22 protein-coding genes are annotated in these 18,960 nt (G+C 62.4%); 15 read left to right on the forward strand and 7 right to left on the reverse strand.

The window, feature by feature from the left end:
* The 9 genes from DFP89_RS20595 to DFP89_RS17655 all read left to right on the forward strand — a co-directional run.
* Positions 1-218, forward strand: a 218-nt coding sequence (locus tag DFP89_RS20595; protein ID WP_220269872.1) for a hypothetical protein, incomplete at its 5' end; no start/stop codon positions are given.
* Positions 219-972: 754 nt separating this feature from the next.
* Positions 973-1,164, forward strand: a complete 192-nt coding sequence (locus tag DFP89_RS17625; RefSeq protein WP_114350688.1) for a hypothetical protein — start codon at positions 973-975, stop codon at positions 1,162-1,164.
* Positions 1,165-1,615: 451 nt separating this feature from the next.
* Positions 1,616-1,852 carry a hypothetical protein gene (locus DFP89_RS17630; RefSeq protein WP_114350689.1) on the forward strand — a complete coding sequence of 79 codons (237 nt, stop codon included), beginning with the start codon at positions 1,616-1,618 and terminating at the stop codon, positions 1,850-1,852.
* Complete coding sequence (locus DFP89_RS17635; RefSeq protein ID WP_114350690.1) at positions 1,839-2,039, forward strand: hypothetical protein; 201 nt, start codon at positions 1,839-1,841, stop codon at positions 2,037-2,039. Before DFP89_RS17630 ends, DFP89_RS17635 begins: the two co-directional genes overlap by 14 nt.
* A complete protein-coding gene (locus DFP89_RS17640) occupies positions 2,036-2,929 on the forward strand; it encodes an ArdC family protein (RefSeq protein WP_114350691.1) in 894 nt (297 codons plus the stop codon). Before DFP89_RS17635 ends, DFP89_RS17640 begins: the two co-directional genes overlap by 4 nt.
* Positions 2,926-3,111: a hypothetical protein gene (locus DFP89_RS17645; RefSeq protein WP_114350692.1), complete on the forward strand. Its 186-nt coding sequence runs from the start codon at positions 2,926-2,928 to the stop codon at positions 3,109-3,111. Before DFP89_RS17640 ends, DFP89_RS17645 begins: the two co-directional genes overlap by 4 nt.
* 12 nt (positions 3,112-3,123) lie before the next feature.
* Positions 3,124-3,345, forward strand: a complete 222-nt coding sequence (locus tag DFP89_RS17650) for a hypothetical protein (RefSeq protein WP_114350693.1) — start codon at positions 3,124-3,126, stop codon at positions 3,343-3,345.
* On the forward strand, positions 3,335-3,502 hold the full coding sequence (locus tag DFP89_RS20395) for a hypothetical protein (RefSeq protein WP_181870384.1): 168 nt from the start codon (positions 3,335-3,337) through the stop codon (positions 3,500-3,502). Before DFP89_RS17650 ends, DFP89_RS20395 begins: the two co-directional genes overlap by 11 nt.
* A 184-nt stretch (positions 3,503-3,686) precedes the next feature.
* The gene (locus DFP89_RS17655) at positions 3,687-4,214 is read left to right on the forward strand and encodes a hypothetical protein (RefSeq protein ID WP_147273346.1); all 528 of its coding nucleotides are present in this window, start codon (positions 3,687-3,689) and stop codon (positions 4,212-4,214) included.
* 458 nt (positions 4,215-4,672) lie between these two features.
* Here DFP89_RS17655 and DFP89_RS21065 read toward each other — a convergent pair whose 3' ends face one another.
* From DFP89_RS21065 to DFP89_RS17675, 4 genes are all read right to left on the reverse strand, one after another.
* Entirely contained in the window at positions 4,673-6,487 is a 1,815-nt protein-coding gene (locus tag DFP89_RS21065; RefSeq protein WP_281271222.1) for a Hint domain-containing protein, read from the reverse strand.
* A gap of 294 nt (positions 6,488-6,781) precedes the next feature.
* The gene (locus DFP89_RS17665) at positions 6,782-7,798 is read right to left on the reverse strand and encodes a DUF1403 family protein (RefSeq protein ID WP_147273347.1); all 1,017 of its coding nucleotides are present in this window, start codon (positions 7,796-7,798) and stop codon (positions 6,782-6,784) included.
* Between the two features lie 155 nt (positions 7,799-7,953).
* Entirely contained in the window at positions 7,954-8,355 is a 402-nt protein-coding gene (locus DFP89_RS17670; RefSeq protein WP_114350697.1) for a type II toxin-antitoxin system VapC family toxin, read from the reverse strand.
* The gene (locus DFP89_RS17675) at positions 8,355-8,612 is read right to left on the reverse strand and encodes a type II toxin-antitoxin system Phd/YefM family antitoxin (protein ID WP_114350698.1); all 258 of its coding nucleotides are present in this window, start codon (positions 8,610-8,612) and stop codon (positions 8,355-8,357) included. The genes DFP89_RS17670 and DFP89_RS17675 overlap by 1 nt, the downstream gene beginning before the upstream one ends.
* A gap of 51 nt (positions 8,613-8,663) precedes the next feature.
* Here DFP89_RS17675 and DFP89_RS17680 point away from each other — a divergent pair, with 51 nt between their 5' ends.
* The 4 genes from DFP89_RS17680 (at position 8,664) to repC (ending at position 13,440) form a co-directional block, all read left to right on the forward strand.
* Entirely contained in the window at positions 8,664-9,701 is a 1,038-nt protein-coding gene (locus DFP89_RS17680) for a tyrosine-type recombinase/integrase (protein WP_114350699.1), read from the forward strand.
* Between the two features lie 287 nt (positions 9,702-9,988).
* Positions 9,989-11,176, forward strand: coding sequence for a plasmid partitioning protein RepA (gene repA, locus DFP89_RS17685; protein WP_114350714.1), 1,188 nt, complete (start codon positions 9,989-9,991; stop codon positions 11,174-11,176).
* A complete protein-coding gene (gene repB, locus DFP89_RS17690) occupies positions 11,176-12,090 on the forward strand; it encodes a plasmid partitioning protein RepB (protein WP_114350700.1) in 915 nt (304 codons plus the stop codon). The genes repA and repB overlap by 1 nt, the downstream gene beginning before the upstream one ends.
* A gap of 186 nt (positions 12,091-12,276) precedes the next feature.
* A complete protein-coding gene (gene repC / locus DFP89_RS17695) occupies positions 12,277-13,440 on the forward strand; it encodes a plasmid replication protein RepC (RefSeq protein WP_114350701.1) in 1,164 nt (387 codons plus the stop codon).
* Positions 13,441-13,853: 413 nt separating this feature from the next.
* Here the strand turns inward: repC and DFP89_RS17700 are convergent, their stop codons facing one another.
* From DFP89_RS17700 to DFP89_RS17710, 3 genes are all read right to left on the reverse strand, one after another.
* Positions 13,854-14,249, reverse strand: coding sequence for a hypothetical protein (locus DFP89_RS17700; RefSeq protein ID WP_147273348.1), 396 nt, complete (start codon positions 14,247-14,249; stop codon positions 13,854-13,856).
* Positions 14,250-14,497: 248 nt separating this feature from the next.
* The gene (locus DFP89_RS20180) at positions 14,498-15,166 is read right to left on the reverse strand and encodes a hypothetical protein (RefSeq protein ID WP_147273349.1); all 669 of its coding nucleotides are present in this window, start codon (positions 15,164-15,166) and stop codon (positions 14,498-14,500) included.
* A complete protein-coding gene (locus DFP89_RS17710) occupies positions 15,166-15,882 on the reverse strand; it encodes a nucleotide-binding protein (RefSeq protein ID WP_114350703.1) in 717 nt (238 codons plus the stop codon). The genes DFP89_RS20180 and DFP89_RS17710 overlap by 1 nt, the downstream gene beginning before the upstream one ends.
* A gap of 642 nt (positions 15,883-16,524) precedes the next feature.
* Between DFP89_RS17710 and DFP89_RS17715 the strand changes: the two genes are divergently transcribed.
* Positions 16,525-17,070, forward strand: a complete 546-nt coding sequence (locus DFP89_RS17715; protein WP_181870385.1) for a plasmid mobilization relaxosome protein MobC — start codon at positions 16,525-16,527, stop codon at positions 17,068-17,070.
* Positions 17,067-18,941: a relaxase/mobilization nuclease domain-containing protein gene (locus tag DFP89_RS17720; protein ID WP_114350705.1), complete on the forward strand. Its 1,875-nt coding sequence runs from the start codon at positions 17,067-17,069 to the stop codon at positions 18,939-18,941. Before DFP89_RS17715 ends, DFP89_RS17720 begins: the two co-directional genes overlap by 4 nt.
* Positions 18,942-18,960 lie beyond the last annotated feature (19 nt).

Genomic DNA, 18,960 nt, shown 5'->3' on the forward strand with positions numbered 1-18,960 from the left:
CCCCAGCTGGTTCAAGCCGGGGCAAGGTTGCACATGGGTCAATTCTCAATGACAATTTCCGCTGTTGCCGGGTCAAATCTCAGTGGCAATCAACACCGAAGATAGGCATGTGCGTATCTGTCCAGGATATAGGCCTCGCCATCGAGTATGCCGTCCAGCGTATCTCGTGCAAAGCTTGGATCGTCATTCCAGCACAAGAGGGATTTCTTGCCCTTTAACTCCTTCAGCACCACGTCGCGAAGAGATCGGAACGGTGGGCGGGTGTCGTGTTTCATGCGCAAAGACCAAAGATGAGAGATGTAAACAGGCACGGACATTACGAATATAGGCGCGTTTCGTCAGAAGTGAATCTGGGCGTCTGCCCGCAAGCGGGCATCGCGTCCTAGTCCGGCTCAGGCCGGACCCAAGCCAGTCAGGGCGATGCGCCCGGCTGCGGCGCCTGCGGTCCGTCTCGTCCCGAGCCAGATCCTCGCCCGCCGGTCCGGGGCGCCCTGCCCCGCCCGTCTCGGCCCATTCGGGTCACGGCCGCTGACGCGGGCTGGCCTTCAGACGCCTGCGTTCCCAACCGGATCATGGGGCAGCTTGCGCCGCCCCTGCCAATCCTGGTCCGTCTGTTCGGATGCGCCAAAATCTCTCGTGCAGGACCATATTGTGGCGGTCATAGCCGGGCGTAGTGAGCCCGGCAGCATTGCGGTTAAGCCGGAGACGGGCAGCCGGTCCCGTTCTTGCCGTCTTTCTCGCTCGCGGGTTGCGCGGTCGCTTGCTGTCGTGGCCAACCCGGTCCTTACCAGCGAAGGCGTTTCTCATCGATGAAATATGACAGGGCAGCGCGCCGGACGGCCCTCGGCCTTCAACGACGAATTTCCCCTGGCCTGCGGCCATTCCTCGCGAGGCAAATTCGCCATTGACCGACGCTCTTCCTGCCCCGTCGCAGAAATTTCATCGAAACGCCAAGCAGGAAAGGAAAACTAAATGGCCAACGAAAGCATGAAGCTCCGCGTGAAAACCGGCGAGAAAGACGGCAAGAACTTCTGGGACAACTGCGGTGTCCTCTTCATCAACCGCAACGACGCCGGCGAGATCGCCTCCATCCAGGTTCGCCACAACATGTTCCCCGGCGTCGATATGGTCGCCTTCCCGAAACGAGACGACGACCAGGAGTGAACGACAGGGGCGGCGCAAGCCGCCCCTTTGCCGTTCCATCCAGTCGCTCGCGCGGGCAGCCTGCGGCCAGAAAGATCGGTGGAGGCCCGCTTGCGGGCCACGCCGGCCAGGGGATTCGGACGACGCCGAACGCCCCGGCTTTTTCCTGGGCCGCGTTCCGCAGCCGTCATGGGAACCGCCGGTTCCCCCGTTCAAGGGCACGTCCGCTTCACGGGGCAAGGGGTGTCCCCGGCCTTCCTTCGCGCTGCACGCTCCGTGCAGGCCGGGTGAGTCCCCTCCCCTCGCCCCTGCGGCCGACCCCTGATCGGGTCCCCCTCCTGCCCTCGCCGGGAGGCAGGGTTTCAGGAGAGGCGCGCGGTTCGCGCGTCCTCGCCAGAAACCCCGCCCGATGATGGGCACCCCGACCACGGCAAAGACCAAAGCGGGACCGTCGCAAAAAAGGAGGCCACACATGGCTGAATATCGTTTGGGATCGTCATCCCTCGTTCATACCCCCGGCCTGATCGCATGGGCGATCAACGGCTACCATTTCGAGGAAGATCGTCCGCAGCTGCTGGACGTGATCGCCGCGACATATCCCGGCGTGCCGCGTGAGGCGCTGGAACAGCTACTGCTGCGCAAGATCGACTATCGCGTCGATGGCGAAACCGTCGTCTTCACCTTGGAGGCTGACCATGCCCGCGCGTGAACCCGATCACCCCATCACCATTCATTGCCCGCATTGCGGAGGCCAGAGCATTCTGGCCGACGCCTGCGCCCGCTGGAACGTCGAGACGCAAGAGTGGGAACTGTCCAACGTCTTTGACGATACGACCTGCGACGATTGCGGCATCGAGGTCAGCGCTGTCGAGCGCCCCGTGCAGGAGGACGCATGATGGCCCATTTTGACGTTTATCAGCACGTCACCGACCAGATCATTGCCAGCATTGAGGCCGGCACCCCGGTCTGGCGGAAACCATGGACCGGCGATGCCGGCGGGATTCCGTTTCCCCGCCGCAGCAATGGCGAGCCTTATCGCGGTATCAATATCCTGATGCTGTGGGCGCGGGCCGCTGAACAACGCTATCGCAGCGCCCATTGGTTCACCTATCGGCAGGCACAGGACGCAGGCGCGCAGGTTCGCAAGGGCGAGAAATCCGCAACGGTTGTCAAATACGGCACCTTTGAAAAAGAGGATGCAGAGACCGGCGAAGAAAAGACCATCGGCTATGCCAAAGCCTCTCGCGTCTTCAACGCCGATCAGATCGACGGTTTGCCCGAAGATTTTCAGGCCGAGCCCGTCGAGGCCCCGCGCGATCTCGGCACCGAAGCCGATCCGGCGCTTGACGCCTTCTTTGATGCAACCGGCATCTCGCGGCGCACAAGCGAGCGGCCCGAGGCCTTCTATGATGTGGCGGGCGATTTCATCCACATGCCGCCCGTCGCGACCTTTCATGACGCCACCGGATATTACGCCACCCTGGCCCATGAAGCCTGCCATGCCACTGGCGCTGTGCATCGGCTGGACCGTTTCAGCCGGTTCGATGGTCGCACGGATCGCGCGTTCGAGGAACTGGTGGCCGAGATCGGCAGCGCCATGGTCTGCGCGCAGATCGGTGTGACACCGGATTCCGGGCAGACGGCAGCCTATGTCGAAAGCTGGTTGCGGTGCCTCAAGGACGACAAACGGTTCATTTTCAAGGCAGCGACCGAGGCCCAGAAAGCCGCCGATTGGTTGATGCGCAGCGCGCCTGCTGGCCGGCTCGAACAGGAGGCCGCCGCTTGAGCGGCCCCCTTCCCCTCGCCACCCTGACCTGCCGCAAATGCGGCAGCGTCAATCCGATGGCCTATCTCGCCCCCATCATCCTGCCCGGCGATCCAGCAGGCAAATGCATCTGCATTCCCTGTGCCGACGCACGAGGCTGGCTCGACCGGGACGGCAATCTGAAACCCGGCATCACCCTGTAACGGAGAACCGCCATGCACAGCTTTTCCGCCTATTGCCGCCTCAATGTCCCGATCAGCGCCAGCCAACGCGCCGTGATCCGGGCCGCCTTGCTGAAGATCAATCCCCTTGCCCGGTTTGATCCGGATCGGCGTGGCGACCGCCACGACTATTTCCGGGCCATGCTCGATCACCATCAGGATGCGCAGGACCCGGCCACGCGCCATCGGCTGCGAGGGCGAAACGATGCTCTATGAACTGCGCGATCACCCCGACGATCTGCCGATCTGCTGCGCCACGCTGGCCGAGGCGCGCAAGCGCGCCCGGCAGCGCCGTGAACGGTTCGGCATCGACATCCTGATCTATGAGATCGATCCTTTCGAGGGCGAGAAACTGTTGGAGGTCATCAGCTGATGCCCACGCGCGGATATACCGACAACCAGTTGAGCGAGGTTGCGGGACTGCGCGAAATAGGTATGTCCCACGCCACCAGCGGCCGCAGGCTCGGCATGTTGGTCAGTGCCGTCAGCTGGCACTGTCTGCGCCCGGTGCCGACAGCCCGAACACGCGCGGCAATACCTGACCGCGGCGCGAGCCGATGATCGTTACCCGCGGCGGCTTCAGGGTCCGGCGGTTTTCCCCGAGCGAGGATGCCACAATCCTCGCGATGGATCTGAATGGCGCAACAATCGCCGAATTCGCGCGCAAGCTCGGGCGACCATGGAACTCGCTTCGCTGCCGGCTGATGACGATGTTTGATCAAGCCGTTCAGCCCGCCGCGCGCCTTCGGCGAGCGGCGGCGATCGAGCCGCTGCTCGTCGCCATCGCCGATTGCCAGGAACGTGATCTGCTGTTCATCCTGTCGGCGGTGCTGGAAGGCATTTGCGCCGGAGAGCCTGCGCCTGATATTCGCGGCGTAGACCAGGAGGCGGGAAATTGGGGGGCGCTGGCAAGCGATGACGAACTGCGCGCCTATTTCGTCGCCTGCGGTGACCGCCTCGCCAGAGGCGGGCTTGGCCCGCGCGGCAAGTTCAGGCTGGCCCAGAGAGCGATGGCGGGCATGAGCCACGAAAATCTCGCCAAGGTTGAGACCGGTTTCTGCGGCCGCTTCGGGCATGGCAAGTAACGGGTTCCTTGTCCCTGTCGATCTGCGTCTATGTTCCGGTAGAATACACGTGCGCGACGCGGTAAACCTCAACAGCCGGGACGAGGCAGATTGACACATGGCCTGTCCAAACAGGTAAGTTTACCTAAGTTGTCATCGAAGCCATATTGTGGCGATATAGTTCTGTTCCCATGAGGAAAGAGTAAGCCCCGCCTGTTTTGGCGGGGCATTTTTGTTTTCAACGGTCCAGTTGGGTGGTTGCGAGTAGTAGATGCTTGACATTGGACGTGGAAAGGTTTGCCGGGGCCGGGCAGTGGCTACCCAAAAGTTCGGTTTCCCGGTTCTTGCAATCACCGCGCGGCCAGTTAGCCCCCCTTTGTTCGCAGACTTCGGGGGGCCGAATTCTCTGCCGAGATCACGCCCGGGCCGTGAGACGTCCTCCACTGCCTTTCGACTGGTCAAACAGTCTAGCCCTCTCCTCAGACCTCTCCCACCAGCGGCTTGCGGTTCTGCAGGTGACGCATCGCCAGTTTGCGGCCCTGCCGGCCCGAGACCAGTTCCCGCGCCGGGACAGGAGCATGCTCAGGAGCGCGAAGTTCAGGGAATATCGTGAAGATCTCCTCCAACGCCGCCGGACCAACCGATTTCAGCGCCTCGTCGCCGGTGAAGAGCGATTCTGTCTCCGCACCATTGGCCAGGACGATCTGGTGGGTATCGAAGAGAAAATGGACATAGGTCACCTCGTCCAGATCCTGCGCCACGTCGATGCCCTCGATCTGGCACAGCTGCTTGGCGGCAACCAGCACCTCGTCGGCGCCGAACATGGTCCGGGCGATGCGCGAGCGCACCAGAATCCGGTGCTGCGGCGAGACGACCAGATCCGCCGTCGGCCGGCCCGCGCCAAGCGCGCCCTTGCAGATGCGGATTGGGCGCAGGTTCGGATGTTCGGCCAGCATCGCCGAGTCCAGCCGGCGCTTGCCAATCCAGCGGATCGCCTGCAGGCCGGCATCGCGCGTCTCTACCAGATCGCCGACCTTTAGATCGCCCGCCGCCACCTCGCCCGAGGCGGTGCAGATACCGGCATCGGCGGCAAAGCAGAGGACATTGGTATTGTCCCAGGTCAGGTTGGCCCCCGCCACGGCCGCGCCGCCATTGCGAATGATCAGCCCGCCCGCAGATTGCAGCACGCCATCGGCCTGATCGGCCCTGAGCCAGCCAAGCGGCGTGGCGTAATTCGTGCCATTCGCCAGGTTATAGGCGGCCAGGTTGGCGGCGTTGTAATAGCTGCTCAGATCGACGAAGTCGTTATTCGCCTGATTGCCATCGGCGATGTTCTGCCCGGTCGCGGTATTGAAATCGGTGATGATGTCGGCGTCACCGGCAAGGAAGGTGTCGAAGCCCTCGCCCCCGGTCAGGCTGTCTGTGCCAGCCCCGCCCTCGAGCCGGTCGTTATCGGCGCCGCCGCTCAGGCTGTCATTCCCGGCGCCGCCGCGCAGCGTGTCGCTACCAGCACCGCCGAAAAGCGTATCATTGCCGGCCTCGCCCAGAAGCGTGTCATTGCCGGCCCCACCCTCGACGATGTCATTGCCCGCCCCGGCCGAGACCGAGTCATTGCCCAGACCGGCGCGGATATAATCGTCATCGCCGGTCATCCCGGGCAGGATGGCATCATTGGCATCGACCCGGTCGCCGGCCCCGTCGATATAGCCCGGACCGATGACATTATTGCCGTCGGTGCCATCGACATAGCCATCTCGGAAGGGCAGCAGATTGCGATCCGCCGTGATCCCGCCGAAATTGCTGATGTTCGAGGGGTTGTTCGGGACCGAAACCGAGATGATCGGAAATTCGGTGATGGCCGCCTCACCCGGTTCGCTGCCGACAACCGGCGGCGGCATCAGGAAGACATTGCCGCTCACATCCTGTATCAGCCGGACCGGTACAGTAATGGTGCGGGTCGCACCGCCACCGATGGCCTGGACCACCGATACGTTATAGACCCGGATCGTCGAGTCCGCTTGCAGCGTGTAGGTCGTGTCGTTCAGCGTATACGTGATATTGTCCAGCGCTCCAGTCCCGCCCGGCTGGTTGTGGTTCAGCGAGACGGTATTGCCGGTGCCGCGGTTGTCGTTCAGCGTCACCTGGGTACTCTGCGAGAAGAGCGGCGTCCCGGCGCTGCCAAAAACCCGGTTCCCAAGAACAGCGCCAACGTTCTCTGCGGTGTTGTTGGTCTCGGTGGGATCCATGTCCGCCAATTGGCCGAGATACAGCATCTGGTAGGTAAAACTGGGCATGAACATCCGCTCCAAAAAAAAACTACTTTACATACATCCGCGATAGCCGTCGAGCCATCGGTGATGTGCCGTTCACTTCGGCCTGAATCGAGCTATGTATATGTGACGCCGGAGTTCTGTAATCTATCGTTTTCGGTAGTCGCAGAGGTGGCCTGACGAAGCGCGACTACTCGATCGAGACGCTTCATCGAAGTTGCGCGATGGTTCTCGAGCTTACCGAGGAGCCGCCTAGTCCACCGGAAAATTCCTTGTCGCGTGACACAGACGATCGCGCCGGCACGGTCGGGCTCGTGGTCACAGCACCGCCGTCCACAGCCGGAACCGTGTTCCGCCCGTGATCTCGCGCACAAATCCGAGACCCTGCAAGCGCGCCAGCAGCCGCTCGGCGGTATCGCGGCTGATCGCCGCTTCGGCTTCCAGCGCAGCGGCGGAAACCACCGGATGCACCACCAGCGCATCGATCACCAATCCCGCATTGCTGCCCTTGATCCGCGCCGTCGTCCGCCTGGCCCGATCTGCCCACTCCATCAGCTGCCGGATCACGCGGAACCCCGCCTCGCAGCCGGCCGCAATGGCCCCGCACCACGCCCTCAGAAATTCTTCCGCATCACCACCTATCGTCCAAACTCGCCGCCCGGCCTGCCCCATCGGCACCATCACCAGCGGCCCCGCGCTGTCCGCCATGGCCCGTGCCGCCCAGCACATCGCTTCCAGCTGGTGCCCGTCCGGCGACAGATCGGTGAGCCGCCAGAGCCGGCATCCGAACGCTGCCCGTGTGATCGCATGGCACCCCTCCAGCGCGGCAAGTCCCGCCGCAAACCCCTCGGTCTCGGAGTCAAAATCGGCTCCGGTCGGGCGCAGCAGGTCGCTGTCGCCCCGCCCCTGGCCCGCCCGGTGCAGCCCGAGGAAATCCCGCAACGCCTCCAGACGCCCCCTGCCCTGCAACCGCCCGATGGCCCACCGGGCCAGCGCCAGCGCCTCCAAGTCGACCGAGGCCGGGGCATCGGCCAGGTCGCGGATCAGCACCTCTTGCGGGATCGGCGTCCCCGCCGCCCAGAGCATGGACACGACCTCACTGAATGCCAACCGGGTGATCAGACCGCGGCGCAGGGTCTCGTCCAGACCGGCCAGCAGCCCGTCCAACCGGCCGATGGCCTGCGCGGCCTGCGCCAGGTCCACGGCGCAGTCCCGCTCCGCCGCGCGCCAGGCCGCCGGATCGAGCAATAACCTCCGATCCGCCCGTGGCAGGGGCGGATAGGCGGGATCGTCGCCCTCTGGTGGATCAAACCAATATTCATCGAGATCACTCATATCCGCAGAATATCCAATAAATGCGGATCACTGAAGCCTCTTTGTTTTCTCACAATCGCTGTCGATAAGATGCCATTATCGACAGTGTTGAGATGGTCCTGAAGAATGCGTATTCTGGCCGCGACGGGACAGGACGATTGCCGATGGACGAGGCCTCAGAACGGGTTTTCCAGCGCCACCCCGGTGGGCGCAAAATCGGCGGTGTTGCCGGTGACCACCGTGGCACCACGCGCGAGCGCCGTGGCGGCGATCATCAGGTCGGCGCCGTCATGGCCGATCTCTTGGCTGAGGCGGCCCCAGATGCGCGCATCCTCAGGTCCGAAGGGCAGCAGCCGATCGCCGAAGAGCCGCAGGGTCCGGTCCAGCCAGGCGCGCAGGTCGGCGGCAAAGCCGGAATTGCGGGCCGCCTGCTGATGAATGCCGCGCTCGATCTCGCCAAGCGTGATGACCGAAAGAAACAGCTCGGCTTCGGCTTTGTCGGCCAGCCAGGCCGCGACTCGGGGCGCGCGATCAGGCCGGCGCAGCGCCGAGATGACATTGGTATCGAGCAGGTACATCAGAAACGGACATCACGCGGTGTCACCCGACCGCGCGGCAGGTCGGACTCGTCGCTGCCATCATCCGGAAAGGCCATCAGATGCGCGACAAAACTGCCGCGATCCTCTCGGGCGCTGTCGAGAAGCCGCCGGTATTCCTCCGCCGCCATCACCACCACGGCCGGCTTGCCGCGCCGGCTGACCTCTTGCGGCTGGCCGGCCAGGGCCGCATCCACCACGGCGCTGAAGCGATTCTTGGCATCCTGCAGGGTCCACATTGCCCTTATCCTGTCTAGCTGTCTGGCTAGATATAGGCTTGGGGAACGCTGATGACAAGCCTCCCGCTTGCCCCCCCGTCGCTCACGCCCGCCGACCAGGATGCCCTGGCCGAGCTGTTCCGACGCGGGACCGCCGAGAACACCCTGCGCGCCTATGAACAGGATCTGGCTTACATCACCGCCTGGAAGGCGGCTGCCTTCGGCGCAGTGCTGCACTGGCCCGAGGCCGAGCCCGTGGCGCTGCGCTTCATTCTCGATCATGCGCAAGATCTTCGCGCCAGCACCGGTCCCGCGCGCGCGGCGGCCGAGGCCCTGGTGCGGGCGGGTCTGCGACGCGATTACGCCGCCCCTGCCCCGTCGACGCTGGACCGTCGTATTGCCAGCTGGCGCGCGTTCCACCGGATGAAGAACCTGGCCTCGCCCTTCGACGCGCCGCTGATCAAGGAGGCGCGGGCCAAGGCGCGGCGCGCCGCCGCGCGGCCGCGCCAGCGCAAATCTGAAAACCCGATCACCCGCGACATCCTGAAGGCGATGCTGGCCACCTGCCACGGCTCACTGCGCGATCGGCGCGACCATGCGGCTCTTGCCCTGGCCTGGGCCAGTGGCGGGCGCCGGCGCTCCGAGGTCACGGCGCTGAATCGCGACGATATCGATGACCGGCCGATGGCAGAGCGCGGTCTGATCCGTATCCGGCTGCTGCACACCAAGACAACAACGCCGGATCGGGCGCCGTGGCTGCCGCTGAAAGGCTTTCCGGCGCGATCCGTGCTGGCCTGGATCGCGGCGGCCGGGATCGAGGGCGGGCCGCTCTTCCGGCCCGTCAGCCAGGCGGACCGGGTGCTGACCCGCCGGCTGACGCCCGGCGGTTTTCGCACCATTGTCGCGCATCGTCTGGAGCTGGCCGGCTATCCGCGTGATTTTGCCAGCCCACACGGGCTCAGGTCGGGATTCCTCACCCAGGCGGCGCTGGACGGTGCCCCCTTGGCGGCCGCGATGCAGCTTTCGCTGCATCGCGACCCGGCGCAGGCCCAGGCCTATTACGCCGATGTCGAGATCGAGGATAACCCGGCGACGGATCTGCTGGGCTAAGTTCATGCGCAAAAGCCGCCACATGGAGCGTGGGCGACAGGACCGTCACGTTCCGTGGGCAAGCCATGTTCGGCAGCCGGCAGGACCGTTGAACATGACGATCGCTCGCGTCATCCGCGGCTTTTCAGGTTGTGCTGATGCCGCTCGCCTCTACCAAATATAGGGGTTGCGGGCAAAAAACCCTTGCGAGAATCGGAAAACTGTCACATCCATTTACGGAATAAAGAGAATATGACGGTCCACAGCGTAACAACGCGACTACAAGGGCCGCAGAGCATGAGGGCATGATGCAGCCAAAAACGCGCATCGACAAGTTGGTGGGCAGCCATGCGCTGGCCCTTTCCGAGCGGCTGCAGGCGCATCGCGCGCAACTGTTTCCGCCGGATGCACGGCGTGAACTGCGCAAGTTCACCAGCGGCGAGGTCGCCGACCTTCTTGGCGTGAAGGACGCTTATCTGCGCAAGCTCGACCTTGATGGCAAGGGCCCGAGCCCTGAAACGCGGGCAGGTGGTCGGCGCTATTACAGCCCGCAGGATATTCAAGCGCTACGGCAACTGCTTGAAAAAGGCACGAAAAGCCCTGGAACCTATTTGCCCGGTCGCCGAGACGGCGACCATTTGCAGGTTATCACTGTGATCAACTTCAAGGGCGGCAGCGGCAAGACCACGACCGCGGCGCATCTGGCGCAGAAGCTCGCGCTGGACGGTTATCGCGTGCTGGCGATCGATCTTGATCCGCAGGCAAGCCTGTCGGCGCTGCACGGGGTGCAGCCGGAATTTGATCTGAGCGATGGCGGGACGATCTATGATGCGATCCGCTATGAAGACCCTGTCTCTTTGCGCAACATCATCCAGAAAACCTATTTCACCAATCTCGACCTGATTCCCGGCAATCTTGAGCTGATGGAGTTCGAACACGATACCCCGCGCGCTATCCTCGAACGCTCGGGCAAGCTCTTCTTTACCAGAATTGGTGATGCGCTGGCCGAGGTGGAATCAGATTACGACGTCGTTGTCATCGATTGTCCCCCGCAACTGGGTTTTCTGACCATGTCGGCCTTGTCTGCGGCAACTGCGATCCTTGTGACCGTGCACCCACAGATGCTGGATGTGATGTCGATGTGCCAGTTCCTGCTGATGACGTCGAATTTGCTGGGTGTGGTTGCCGAGGCAGGGGCGGATATGGATTACGACTGGTTGCGTTACGTCGTGACACGCTACGAGCCGGGCGACGGTCCGCAGAACCAGATGGTCAGCTTCATGCGCTCGATGTTTGGCGAACATGTGCTGAATCATACGGTCCTCAAATCCACTGCGATCTCGGATGCCGGCATCACCAAGCAGACCTTGTACGAAGTCGAAAAGTCAGCATTCACCCGATCCACCTATGAACGCGCGATCGAAAGCCTGAACGCGGTGAATGGCGAGATCGAGGGTTTGATACAGTCGGCCTGGGGCCGGAAAGGGGAGAGCTGATGGCCCGCAAGAACCTGCTGCAAGGTCTGATGAGTCAGGCCCCTGCCGAGCCCGAGGACACCGCGAACGCCCTGCCCCGCTACGAGCGCGGCGCAATTGGCGCGGTGTCCAAATCCATCGATGATCTGAAACGCCGCGCCATCATCGACGTGCTTCCCGACATGATCGACAATGCCGGGCTGAAAGACCGCTTGGACGAAGATCCCGAGGGTCTCGCTGTGCTGACCGAGTCGATCCGCGAATACGGCCAGCAGGTTCCTGTTCTGTTGCGCCACAGCCCGAATAGCGAGGGCCGGTATGATGTGGTCTATGGTCGTCGCCGTGTCGCCGCGCTGAAGGCGCTGCGCCAGCCGGTCAAGGCGATGGTGCGAACGCTGGACGACCGGGAACTGGTCATCGCTCAGGGTCAGGAAAACAGCGCCCGCAAGGATTTGTCGTTTATCGAGAAGGCCTTGTTCGCCCAGCAGATGGTGAAGGCGGGCTATGAGCGCAAGATTGTCTGCGACGCTCTTTCGATCGACAAGACCGTGATTTCGCGAATGCTGACGGTCGCCGAGAGCTTGCCGCATCGACTGATTCTGGAGATCGGTTCGGCACCTTCGGTCGGCCGTGACCGTTGGCTGACGCTGGTACAGCGCGCACGGGGTGCCGATCTGGCTGCGCTGCAACGTTCTGCGCAGGGCGCAGGATCGGATCAGCGGTTTGAGGCGGTGTTTGCTGCTGCGGCACCGGCCCGCCCCGCCTCGAAAGGCCCGCGCAAACTGACCGGCGATGGTGGCGAGACCTTGGGCGAAGCGCGCGCCGCAAAGAACAAACTGGTGATCGAGCTCTCCGGACAGGGTCGTGAATTCGGCGATTGGTTGGCAGATCACCTTCACGAGGTTCACCGCAACTGGCTGAAATCAAACAGCTAAGCGGGGACATAACAGGCAAGAAATCAAACAGGAGGCACGATCAAGGCAAAAAAGAAGCCCCTCAGGACATGACATCCCAAAGGGCCGCTGTTTCGTTCTAGCACCTCGAACATAGCGGTATTGGTTGACAGCTGTCAACAACGTCGATCCAGGCGAACGGCTTTTCTTTGCCCCGTGACAGACAATATGCGACACATTTCAATGACGCCTTTCGGGCGGCAACCGGTGACGGCTGGCCTATTGGCAAACCAAGCGCTGGCAGAGGCTCCTGCCCCGGACAGCGCACCCGACAAGTGGGCGCTGCTGCGCGATCTGACGGCGGCGCGCACGGTTTTCAATGTCACCGACCGTGATCTTGCAGTCCTGGCGGCGCTGTTCAGCTTTCATCCGGGCAAAGAGCTGGCTGACGACGACGCACTGATCGTGTTTCCCTCGAACGCCTCATTGTCCGAGCGGACGCACGGCATGGCCGAAAGCACGCTGCGCCGCCATCTGGCCGCGCTGACCCGTGCCGGCCTGATCCTGCGCCGTGACAGCCCCAACGGGAAGCGCTACGCCGCGCGTGACCGCAGCGGCGCCCTCGATCGCGTGTTCGGCTTTGACCTGCGCCCCCTGCTGATCCGCAGCCCCGAAATCGCCGAGGCTGCCGAGGAAGCACGCCGCGAGGCATTTGCGTTGCGCAGGCTGCGCGAACAGGTCGTCATCCGTGTGCGCGACGCGGGCAAATTGATTGCCTGGGCGATCGAAACAGACATGGGTGCCCCAGCAGCCCTCATCGCCGATCTGGCGGAGCTTCAGCGCTTGCTGCGGCGGAAGCTGGACATTCAGTGTCTGGCAACTCTTGCCGCCCGTGCCGAGAACGTCCTGGATCAGGTACGTTCGCTGATCAAAACAGAAGAAATGGACGGCAATGCCGACGTTAATGAGCGGCACCAACAGAATTCAAAACCAGACTCTTATGAATCTGAACCTTGCTTAGAACAGCAAGAGGGCGAAGCCGTCGCGTCATCTGCGGAACCGGCCATGCCATTGGGACTGGTGCTGAAGGCGGTGCCCGACATTTTGGATTATGCTCCGGATGGTATCCGAACCTGGCGGGATCTGATTGGGGTGGCTGGTTTCGTGCGCCCAATGTTGGGTATCAGCCCGGATGCCTGGGACAGTTCGCGACGAGTTATGGGCGATGCCGCTGCGGCCATCGTGTTGGCGTGCATGCTGCAGAGGGCGGAAACAATCAACAAACCCGGCGGCTATCTGCGGGCGTTGACCAGCAAGGCAGAGGCTGGAGCATTCTCGGTCGGGCCGATGGTCATGGCTTTGCTGCGCGCCGAAAACGGGCGGCCAGTCTGATGCAATCGGGGACAGTTGACGGCTGTCAACTTTGGGCGCGGTCGCGACATGGCCGGAGCGTTGACAGCTGTCAACTTCCGCCCGGTCGTTGGCGAGACAGCGTGTGCCCGCGCGCTTTGGGCAGATCGGAACGGTCCCCTCGCCGAATCTCCTTTTGCCCTCGATACCTCTCGGCACCGTGCTTCAGACGCGTCGCTTTCTTTGTCGCTTGTAGGTCAGAACAAGGATGACTTTCTGCCAGGACGTGCATTACGCCTTCCAGGCTCGCAGTTGTGCCGCTGTGGCTGGCTGCGCCGCGGGGATTCTCGCGTTCTCGTAACTCGCGATAGAACCGCAGTCTGGCAGGCAATTCACTGGCCGGGAAGCTGCCAGACCAATAAGTGCCCACAAGACTGATGCGATCAGATCGTTTGTCAAAGCTGATCAACATCGATCAGATCCTTTCCTTCCCGAAGCGCCTCCAGGATAGCGTGACGCTCATCATCACGCAGGCCGTCGAGCAATCGCTGCATCATGCGAAACCGGCCGCGTCGACCGAGCCGATATGACACCAGCCTTCGACCAGCCGCGATGAAGATTGCGCGAAGCTCTTCAAAACTTGCAGCGTGCGCCCAGACCTCCGCATCACTGTCAGCATCGATGAAGGTCGGGAGCGGAACACCAGTCCGCCATTCTTCCAGGATGACCGCCATGACATGCTCAGCGTCATTTGGGTGACAGGCATAAATACCGTCGACCAGATCCACAATTCGTGAGAGCCGCATGCCTGGGCTCATGTTCCCATGACCACCTTTTTCTTGCGTCGACATTATCGCCTCCATTGATCTGGAGCGCCCAAATTGGGACAGCCCCGAAAACAAGCGTTTTCGGGGTCTGGCCGTCGCCGAGACTGGGGGTAGCAGAGACAAGGAAAATCGACTGGGGTGGTGCGGCCCGCAGCCGAAGGCGAGGACACGGCCCAGTCTATTTTCCTTGGCGGCGCGAGGGGCAACGCCCCTTAGTTCTTTGGCGCGGCAGGCGACGCGTTCGACTTCGCCGAAGCCCCACTGTAACGTGTTCAGTGACCTTTGGCCGCCAGCCAGGCATTAAAATGCGGTATAAACTGGGCGCGTGCCCATCGCGACATGGGCCCTTCAATCCCGGTCATCGCCTCAGGATCGACTTCTCTCGTGAGACGGTCATAAGCGGCCCGGCTGATCATCATGGAGGTATCAAACGGATGGCTGGCGTCTTTCATGCGGTCGTTTGGTACTTCGGTATAGTTGATGCCTGCTTCGATCCGCTCGATCAGCTGAGGCCGCAAGTCGGCGAAGGCTTTTCGGAACACGGCACTGACCGGACAGCGGGCCTTTTCTGCCCAGGTAGTTGCCCGTTCTGTCAGGTCGGTTGGACAGCGGAAGGTGACGCGCAGCTTGATATTTGTCACCTTGCCGGCCTCGGGCGGTGTCTTCTGCTTCGGGGCGGTCGTGTGCACCTCTGTGGCTGCTGAAGGATGGCTCGTCGCATCCGTGATCCAGGTAAGACTCCCTTGCTTCGCTTCCTGATCGCATGGCTTGTCAGCGGGAGTCGATGCCGCCACCGACATTTCAGTCGATTTTTTCACTGCTGGGCTTGGCGCCGGTTTTGCGACAGATGTTGGCTGCTCTGCTGGCCTAGCCACGTCCAGACGGGCCGCAAAACTGTTGTCGCGCCTGATAACTGTGCCGCGATCCTTGAGCCGAGCCATCACGCATTCTCCCTGATGATTTCGTCAAACTGGTCGAGCAGTTCGCCCATCTCGGTCAGGCCCGGCGTGATCGACTGCACCAGGCTGCGGTTGGGGTGCTTGTCGCGGATGACTCCCAACAGTCCGGTGTCGTTCATGCGCTCATAACACGCCCGGTCCAGGACAAAATCCTCGAGCGTCGGAAGCGTCTCGAACATGATTGCGATCTGCGCTTTGGCAGATTCGCTGATTGACTTGCCGACATGGCTGCCGACGACGCGGAAAGGGGGCACATGATCTGGGTCGTCGACTCGGGTTTTCAGACGCGCGTGCCAGATGCCGGTTGCGGTAGTGTCGCGCACATCCTGTGACGACAGCCGGCAGGGTGAGACGATCAGGTGCGCCGTCATGGCCATTTCGTCATGCGCCTCAGATCCGCCACCGAAGGTGTCGATCAGGATCAGGTGATCTTCATCTTCCCCTTGGTACAGCCTCTGAATATCCTCAAGGACCGTCTCTGCATCTAACGTCCCGATGACCTCGATGCGGTCGTGCCAATAGCCCTGGCGTCGTGCCTCGGTCATCCATTCCGCGATGCCCTGGTTCGAGTCGGTGTCGAAGACCGTCACGCGTTCGCCCCGATCGATGGCCACCGAGGCGAGACCGCGCACGAGGGTCGATTTGCCGCAGCCTCCCTTCTTGTTCATGACCGTGATGATCCGTCTGCCTTTGCCCACGATGCGCTATCCGTCCTGCGTGATGCGATAACCTTAGTACGTAACACGACAGCCGCAGAGCGACAAGCAACGACCGTAATACGGCATACATTAACCGTCATGCGAGAGCCATGAAACGGTGTCCGACGTACAACAATCGTCATCCGGCAAGCGTCAACCGACACCCGCAATGCATGGTGCGTGCTGCAAGGTTCGAGGGTCTGCATTTTGACTGTGCGTGACGCTAATCGAGGCATGTCCGGCGCGGGCCAGCGGAACGGGGTGCGACATGCACCATCCGCAAACCGTGATGCGATATCCGATTTGGCGTAGCGAAGGGCAGGTGGCGTTGAAAGGGTGCGTAAGGACCAGGAGTGGGGCCCGGCTCTAACCCGATGCGGCGCGGGCTTGAGCGGCCGCCTGGCGGCACTCGGCGCGTGCCTGAAGCGGTGTCGCAACAGCGACAAGCCTAAAGCGTCAAGCAAACGGACCACATGTGCCGCACCGAGCAACCGCGGCGATCGCCCCAATCGGTGCCGCCTGCGGCGGCAAGTTCCCGATTGTTTGGTGGGCGATCTTGGGTTACTCTGGCACATATGGGAAAGTGGCAGGAAATGCGGAATGTATACAAGCCGTCTGATTGCCATTGTCGGGAGGTTATTGATGGCGCGCAAATCGCTGACGAAAGAGCAGAAGGCCGAAGCGATCCGCCAGCTGAAGGCGGGCGGGGCTGTTTCTGCGGTGGCCGATGCTGTCGGGGCTGAACCGGAGGCGATCAAGGCGGAAAAGGCCCTGAAGCTGCGTCAGTCCGAGGCCACCACGACCTATGGAAGCGTCGTGACCGTGCGCCTGTCGCCTGAAGAATTGCAGCAACTTGACCGGCTGAAGGACGTTCTCGGCACAGGCAGCAGATCGGAAGTGCTGCGCACCCTGCTGCGTTCAAGCGTCGGGATGCTCGAATTTCCGGCCGAGCAGGCCTCGGAACTGGAGGCGATCAAGCACGAGCTGCACAAGATCGGGGTGAACATAAACCAGATCGCCTTCGCTGCGAACACAAGGAAGATCAAGCTGGCGAAGGGGGAGATGCACACGCTGGACGATCTTCGGCTTGTCATGCCGAGAGTGCGGACTTTCCTGCAGGCGGTCGTTGCTGAACAGCGCCGTCGGGGGGTGAGGCTCTTCAAGGCTTTCGTGGAGGGAGAGGCATGAGCCGGGGTGGGCTGGCAAAGGCACTGATCGGCGAGATCGAGTTTCCGATCTGGAAGGGCGGTGCGGGGATGCTGGCCTTTCAGCAGGCCGAGGTCGCGCGCGAGTTTGACCGGTTCATGACGCCGAAGCCGAAATTTTCCGGGCGGGCGGCGGGCCTGTGGCGCGTCGCCCAGGGCTCGAATGCGGTGGTGCTGAAGAAGATCCACAATGGCGGCACGCACACCGGAAAGCAGCTTGGCAACCAGCTGGATTACCTCTTTTCCAAGGCAGCGGCGGTGTTCGGCAACATGGCCGATCTGGACCCGCGTGCCCGGACGCTGGACGGCGATCAGCGCAAGGCCGTCGTCTATCAGTGGTCTGACGAATGGACCGGCGATCCGAAGAACGGCCATACCACGCATCTGCTGGTGTCTTTCCCCTTCGATGTGAGCGGGGAGCGCGCCCGTCCGGTGGTCGAAGAATGGTGCATGGAGATGTTCCAGTCCGGGCTGCATTCGGGTGGTGAGGAATGGGCCTATGTTGCGGCCCTGCATACCGACCGGGTCAACAAGCATGTCCATGTGGTCGTGAACAACCGGGGCCTGGAAAATGGCGACTGGTTTTTCATGGCGAAGGACCACGTCTTCAATCTGGATTTCATGAAGGAACGGCTGGTCGAGATCGCGGGCGGGCAGGGGATGTTTCTGGACAAAAGCAGCCGTCTGGATCGCGGCATCCTGACCTATGGCCCGACGCGGGCCGAGATCGAACGGGCGGCACGCGAGGGCAGGGCGCCGATCGAGAACCGCCGGCAGGGCAGGGCGCTCAGCGATGCGCTCGACCAGATCCAGCGCAATATCGAGACGCTGCGCAGTCTCGCCGTCATGGCCACCCTTATCAGCGATGAGAATCTGGCCAAAAAGATCGAAGCCGCGGCCGACCTGCTGGAACAGGGCGGCATCATCAATCATCGAAATCAGGAGATCGTCATGGACCTCGAGACCATCCGCAATCGCGGCGATCTGGCCAATGCCTTCGGGAACTGGCTGGATGAAAGCGAGAAGGACATTTCGCGCCTGCCCGTGCAGGAGCAGCGTGAAATGCGCGAGGAACTTTACGGGATCGCCTCGGAGATCGTGCGCGATCTGGGCGATGATCGCGGCGCGCAGCTGATGCACCATGCCCCGCGCACACCGGTCTATCAGGCACAGATGGACGGTGATCGCATCACCATCGAGGATAAGCACAAGGTCATCGGGCCGGATGGCTCAAAGGAAATGACGGCGCAGATCGGCGCGGCCGCAGAGAAGGCAGGTCTCGATCCGAGCGTGATCCAGTCCCGAATGGAGACGGGGGCCGCGAATGCCTGGCAGGAGCGCGAATGGATCAAGGCCGATATTCTGGCCGTGGCCGACGCGAAGAAGATCGATCTGTCTTCCGAGGACGGGCGGGGCAGGGCGGCCGAGCTGGTCGACAGCTTCTATGCCGCGGCGGCGCGGACGATTTCACGCGCAGTGCCGATCGAGCAGGATGCCACAAATGACAAGCTCACCCGCACCCTGTCTGTAATGGCCGATGCTCACGCCCAGCATGGCAAGGTCGAGTTCCAGAGCGACGAGCACGCGGCGCGCTTCGGGGCCGACTTCCGCGAACGCTATGGCGAGAATGCCATGGCGCGGATGGCGACCGGCGACACCAACGCCCTGGCCGTCGATTTTCCTGATGCGGGTCAGCGTCGGGCTATCGCGCGGGCTGTGGCAGCGGCGGGCGAAGCCCATCAGTCGGTCGGCATCACGCTCGCCCAGACCCGGCAGGTCAAAGAGAAAATGGCCGAGCAGGAGGCTGACGAGCATCACGTTTCGCGTCGCAAGGATTTTGGTCACGAGTTGTGATCGCATCACCGATTGAACC

The sequence above is a fragment of the Paracoccus lutimaris genome (genome assembly GCF_003337565.1).
Classification (GTDB): Bacteria; Pseudomonadota; Alphaproteobacteria; order Rhodobacterales; family Rhodobacteraceae; genus Paracoccus; species Paracoccus lutimaris.

Bases quoted from the DNA above. Each gene is read 5' to 3' on its own strand.
- DFP89_RS17700 (WP_147273348.1), bottom strand. From the start codon at position 14,249: ATGTCGACGCAAGAAAAAGGTGGTCATGGGAACATGAGCCCAGGCATG.
- repC (WP_114350701.1), top strand. From the start codon at position 12,277: ATGCGACACATTTCAATGACGCCTTTCGGGCGGCAACCGGTGACGGCT.
- DFP89_RS20395 (WP_181870384.1), top strand. From the start codon at position 3,335: ATGCTCTATGAACTGCGCGATCACCCCGACGATCTGCCGATCTGCTGC.
- DFP89_RS17630 (WP_114350689.1), top strand. From the start codon at position 1,616: ATGGCTGAATATCGTTTGGGATCGTCATCCCTCGTTCATACCCCCGGC.
- DFP89_RS17715 (WP_181870385.1), top strand. From the start codon at position 16,525: ATGGCGCGCAAATCGCTGACGAAAGAGCAGAAGGCCGAAGCGATCCGC.
- DFP89_RS17635 (WP_114350690.1), top strand. From the start codon at position 1,839: ATGCCCGCGCGTGAACCCGATCACCCCATCACCATTCATTGCCCGCAT.
- DFP89_RS17680 (WP_114350699.1), top strand. From the start codon at position 8,664: ATGACAAGCCTCCCGCTTGCCCCCCCGTCGCTCACGCCCGCCGACCAG.
- repA (WP_114350714.1), top strand. From the start codon at position 9,989: ATGCAGCCAAAAACGCGCATCGACAAGTTGGTGGGCAGCCATGCGCTG.
- repB (WP_114350700.1), top strand. From the start codon at position 11,176: ATGGCCCGCAAGAACCTGCTGCAAGGTCTGATGAGTCAGGCCCCTGCC.
- DFP89_RS17665 (WP_147273347.1), bottom strand. From the start codon at position 7,798: ATGAGTGATCTCGATGAATATTGGTTTGATCCACCAGAGGGCGACGAT.
- DFP89_RS17720 (WP_114350705.1), top strand. From the start codon at position 17,067: ATGAGCCGGGGTGGGCTGGCAAAGGCACTGATCGGCGAGATCGAGTTT.
- DFP89_RS17625 (WP_114350688.1), top strand. From the start codon at position 973: ATGGCCAACGAAAGCATGAAGCTCCGCGTGAAAACCGGCGAGAAAGAC.
- DFP89_RS21065 (WP_281271222.1), bottom strand. From the start codon at position 6,487: ATGCCCAGTTTTACCTACCAGATGCTGTATCTCGGCCAATTGGCGGAC.
- DFP89_RS17655 (WP_147273346.1), top strand. From the start codon at position 3,687: ATGATCGTTACCCGCGGCGGCTTCAGGGTCCGGCGGTTTTCCCCGAGC.
- DFP89_RS20180 (WP_147273349.1), bottom strand. From the start codon at position 15,166: ATGGCTCGGCTCAAGGATCGCGGCACAGTTATCAGGCGCGACAACAGT.
- DFP89_RS17670 (WP_114350697.1), bottom strand. From the start codon at position 8,355: ATGTACCTGCTCGATACCAATGTCATCTCGGCGCTGCGCCGGCCTGAT.
- DFP89_RS17640 (WP_114350691.1), top strand. From the start codon at position 2,036: ATGATGGCCCATTTTGACGTTTATCAGCACGTCACCGACCAGATCATT.
- DFP89_RS17675 (WP_114350698.1), bottom strand. From the start codon at position 8,612: ATGTGGACCCTGCAGGATGCCAAGAATCGCTTCAGCGCCGTGGTGGAT.
- DFP89_RS17650 (WP_114350693.1), top strand. From the start codon at position 3,124: ATGCACAGCTTTTCCGCCTATTGCCGCCTCAATGTCCCGATCAGCGCC.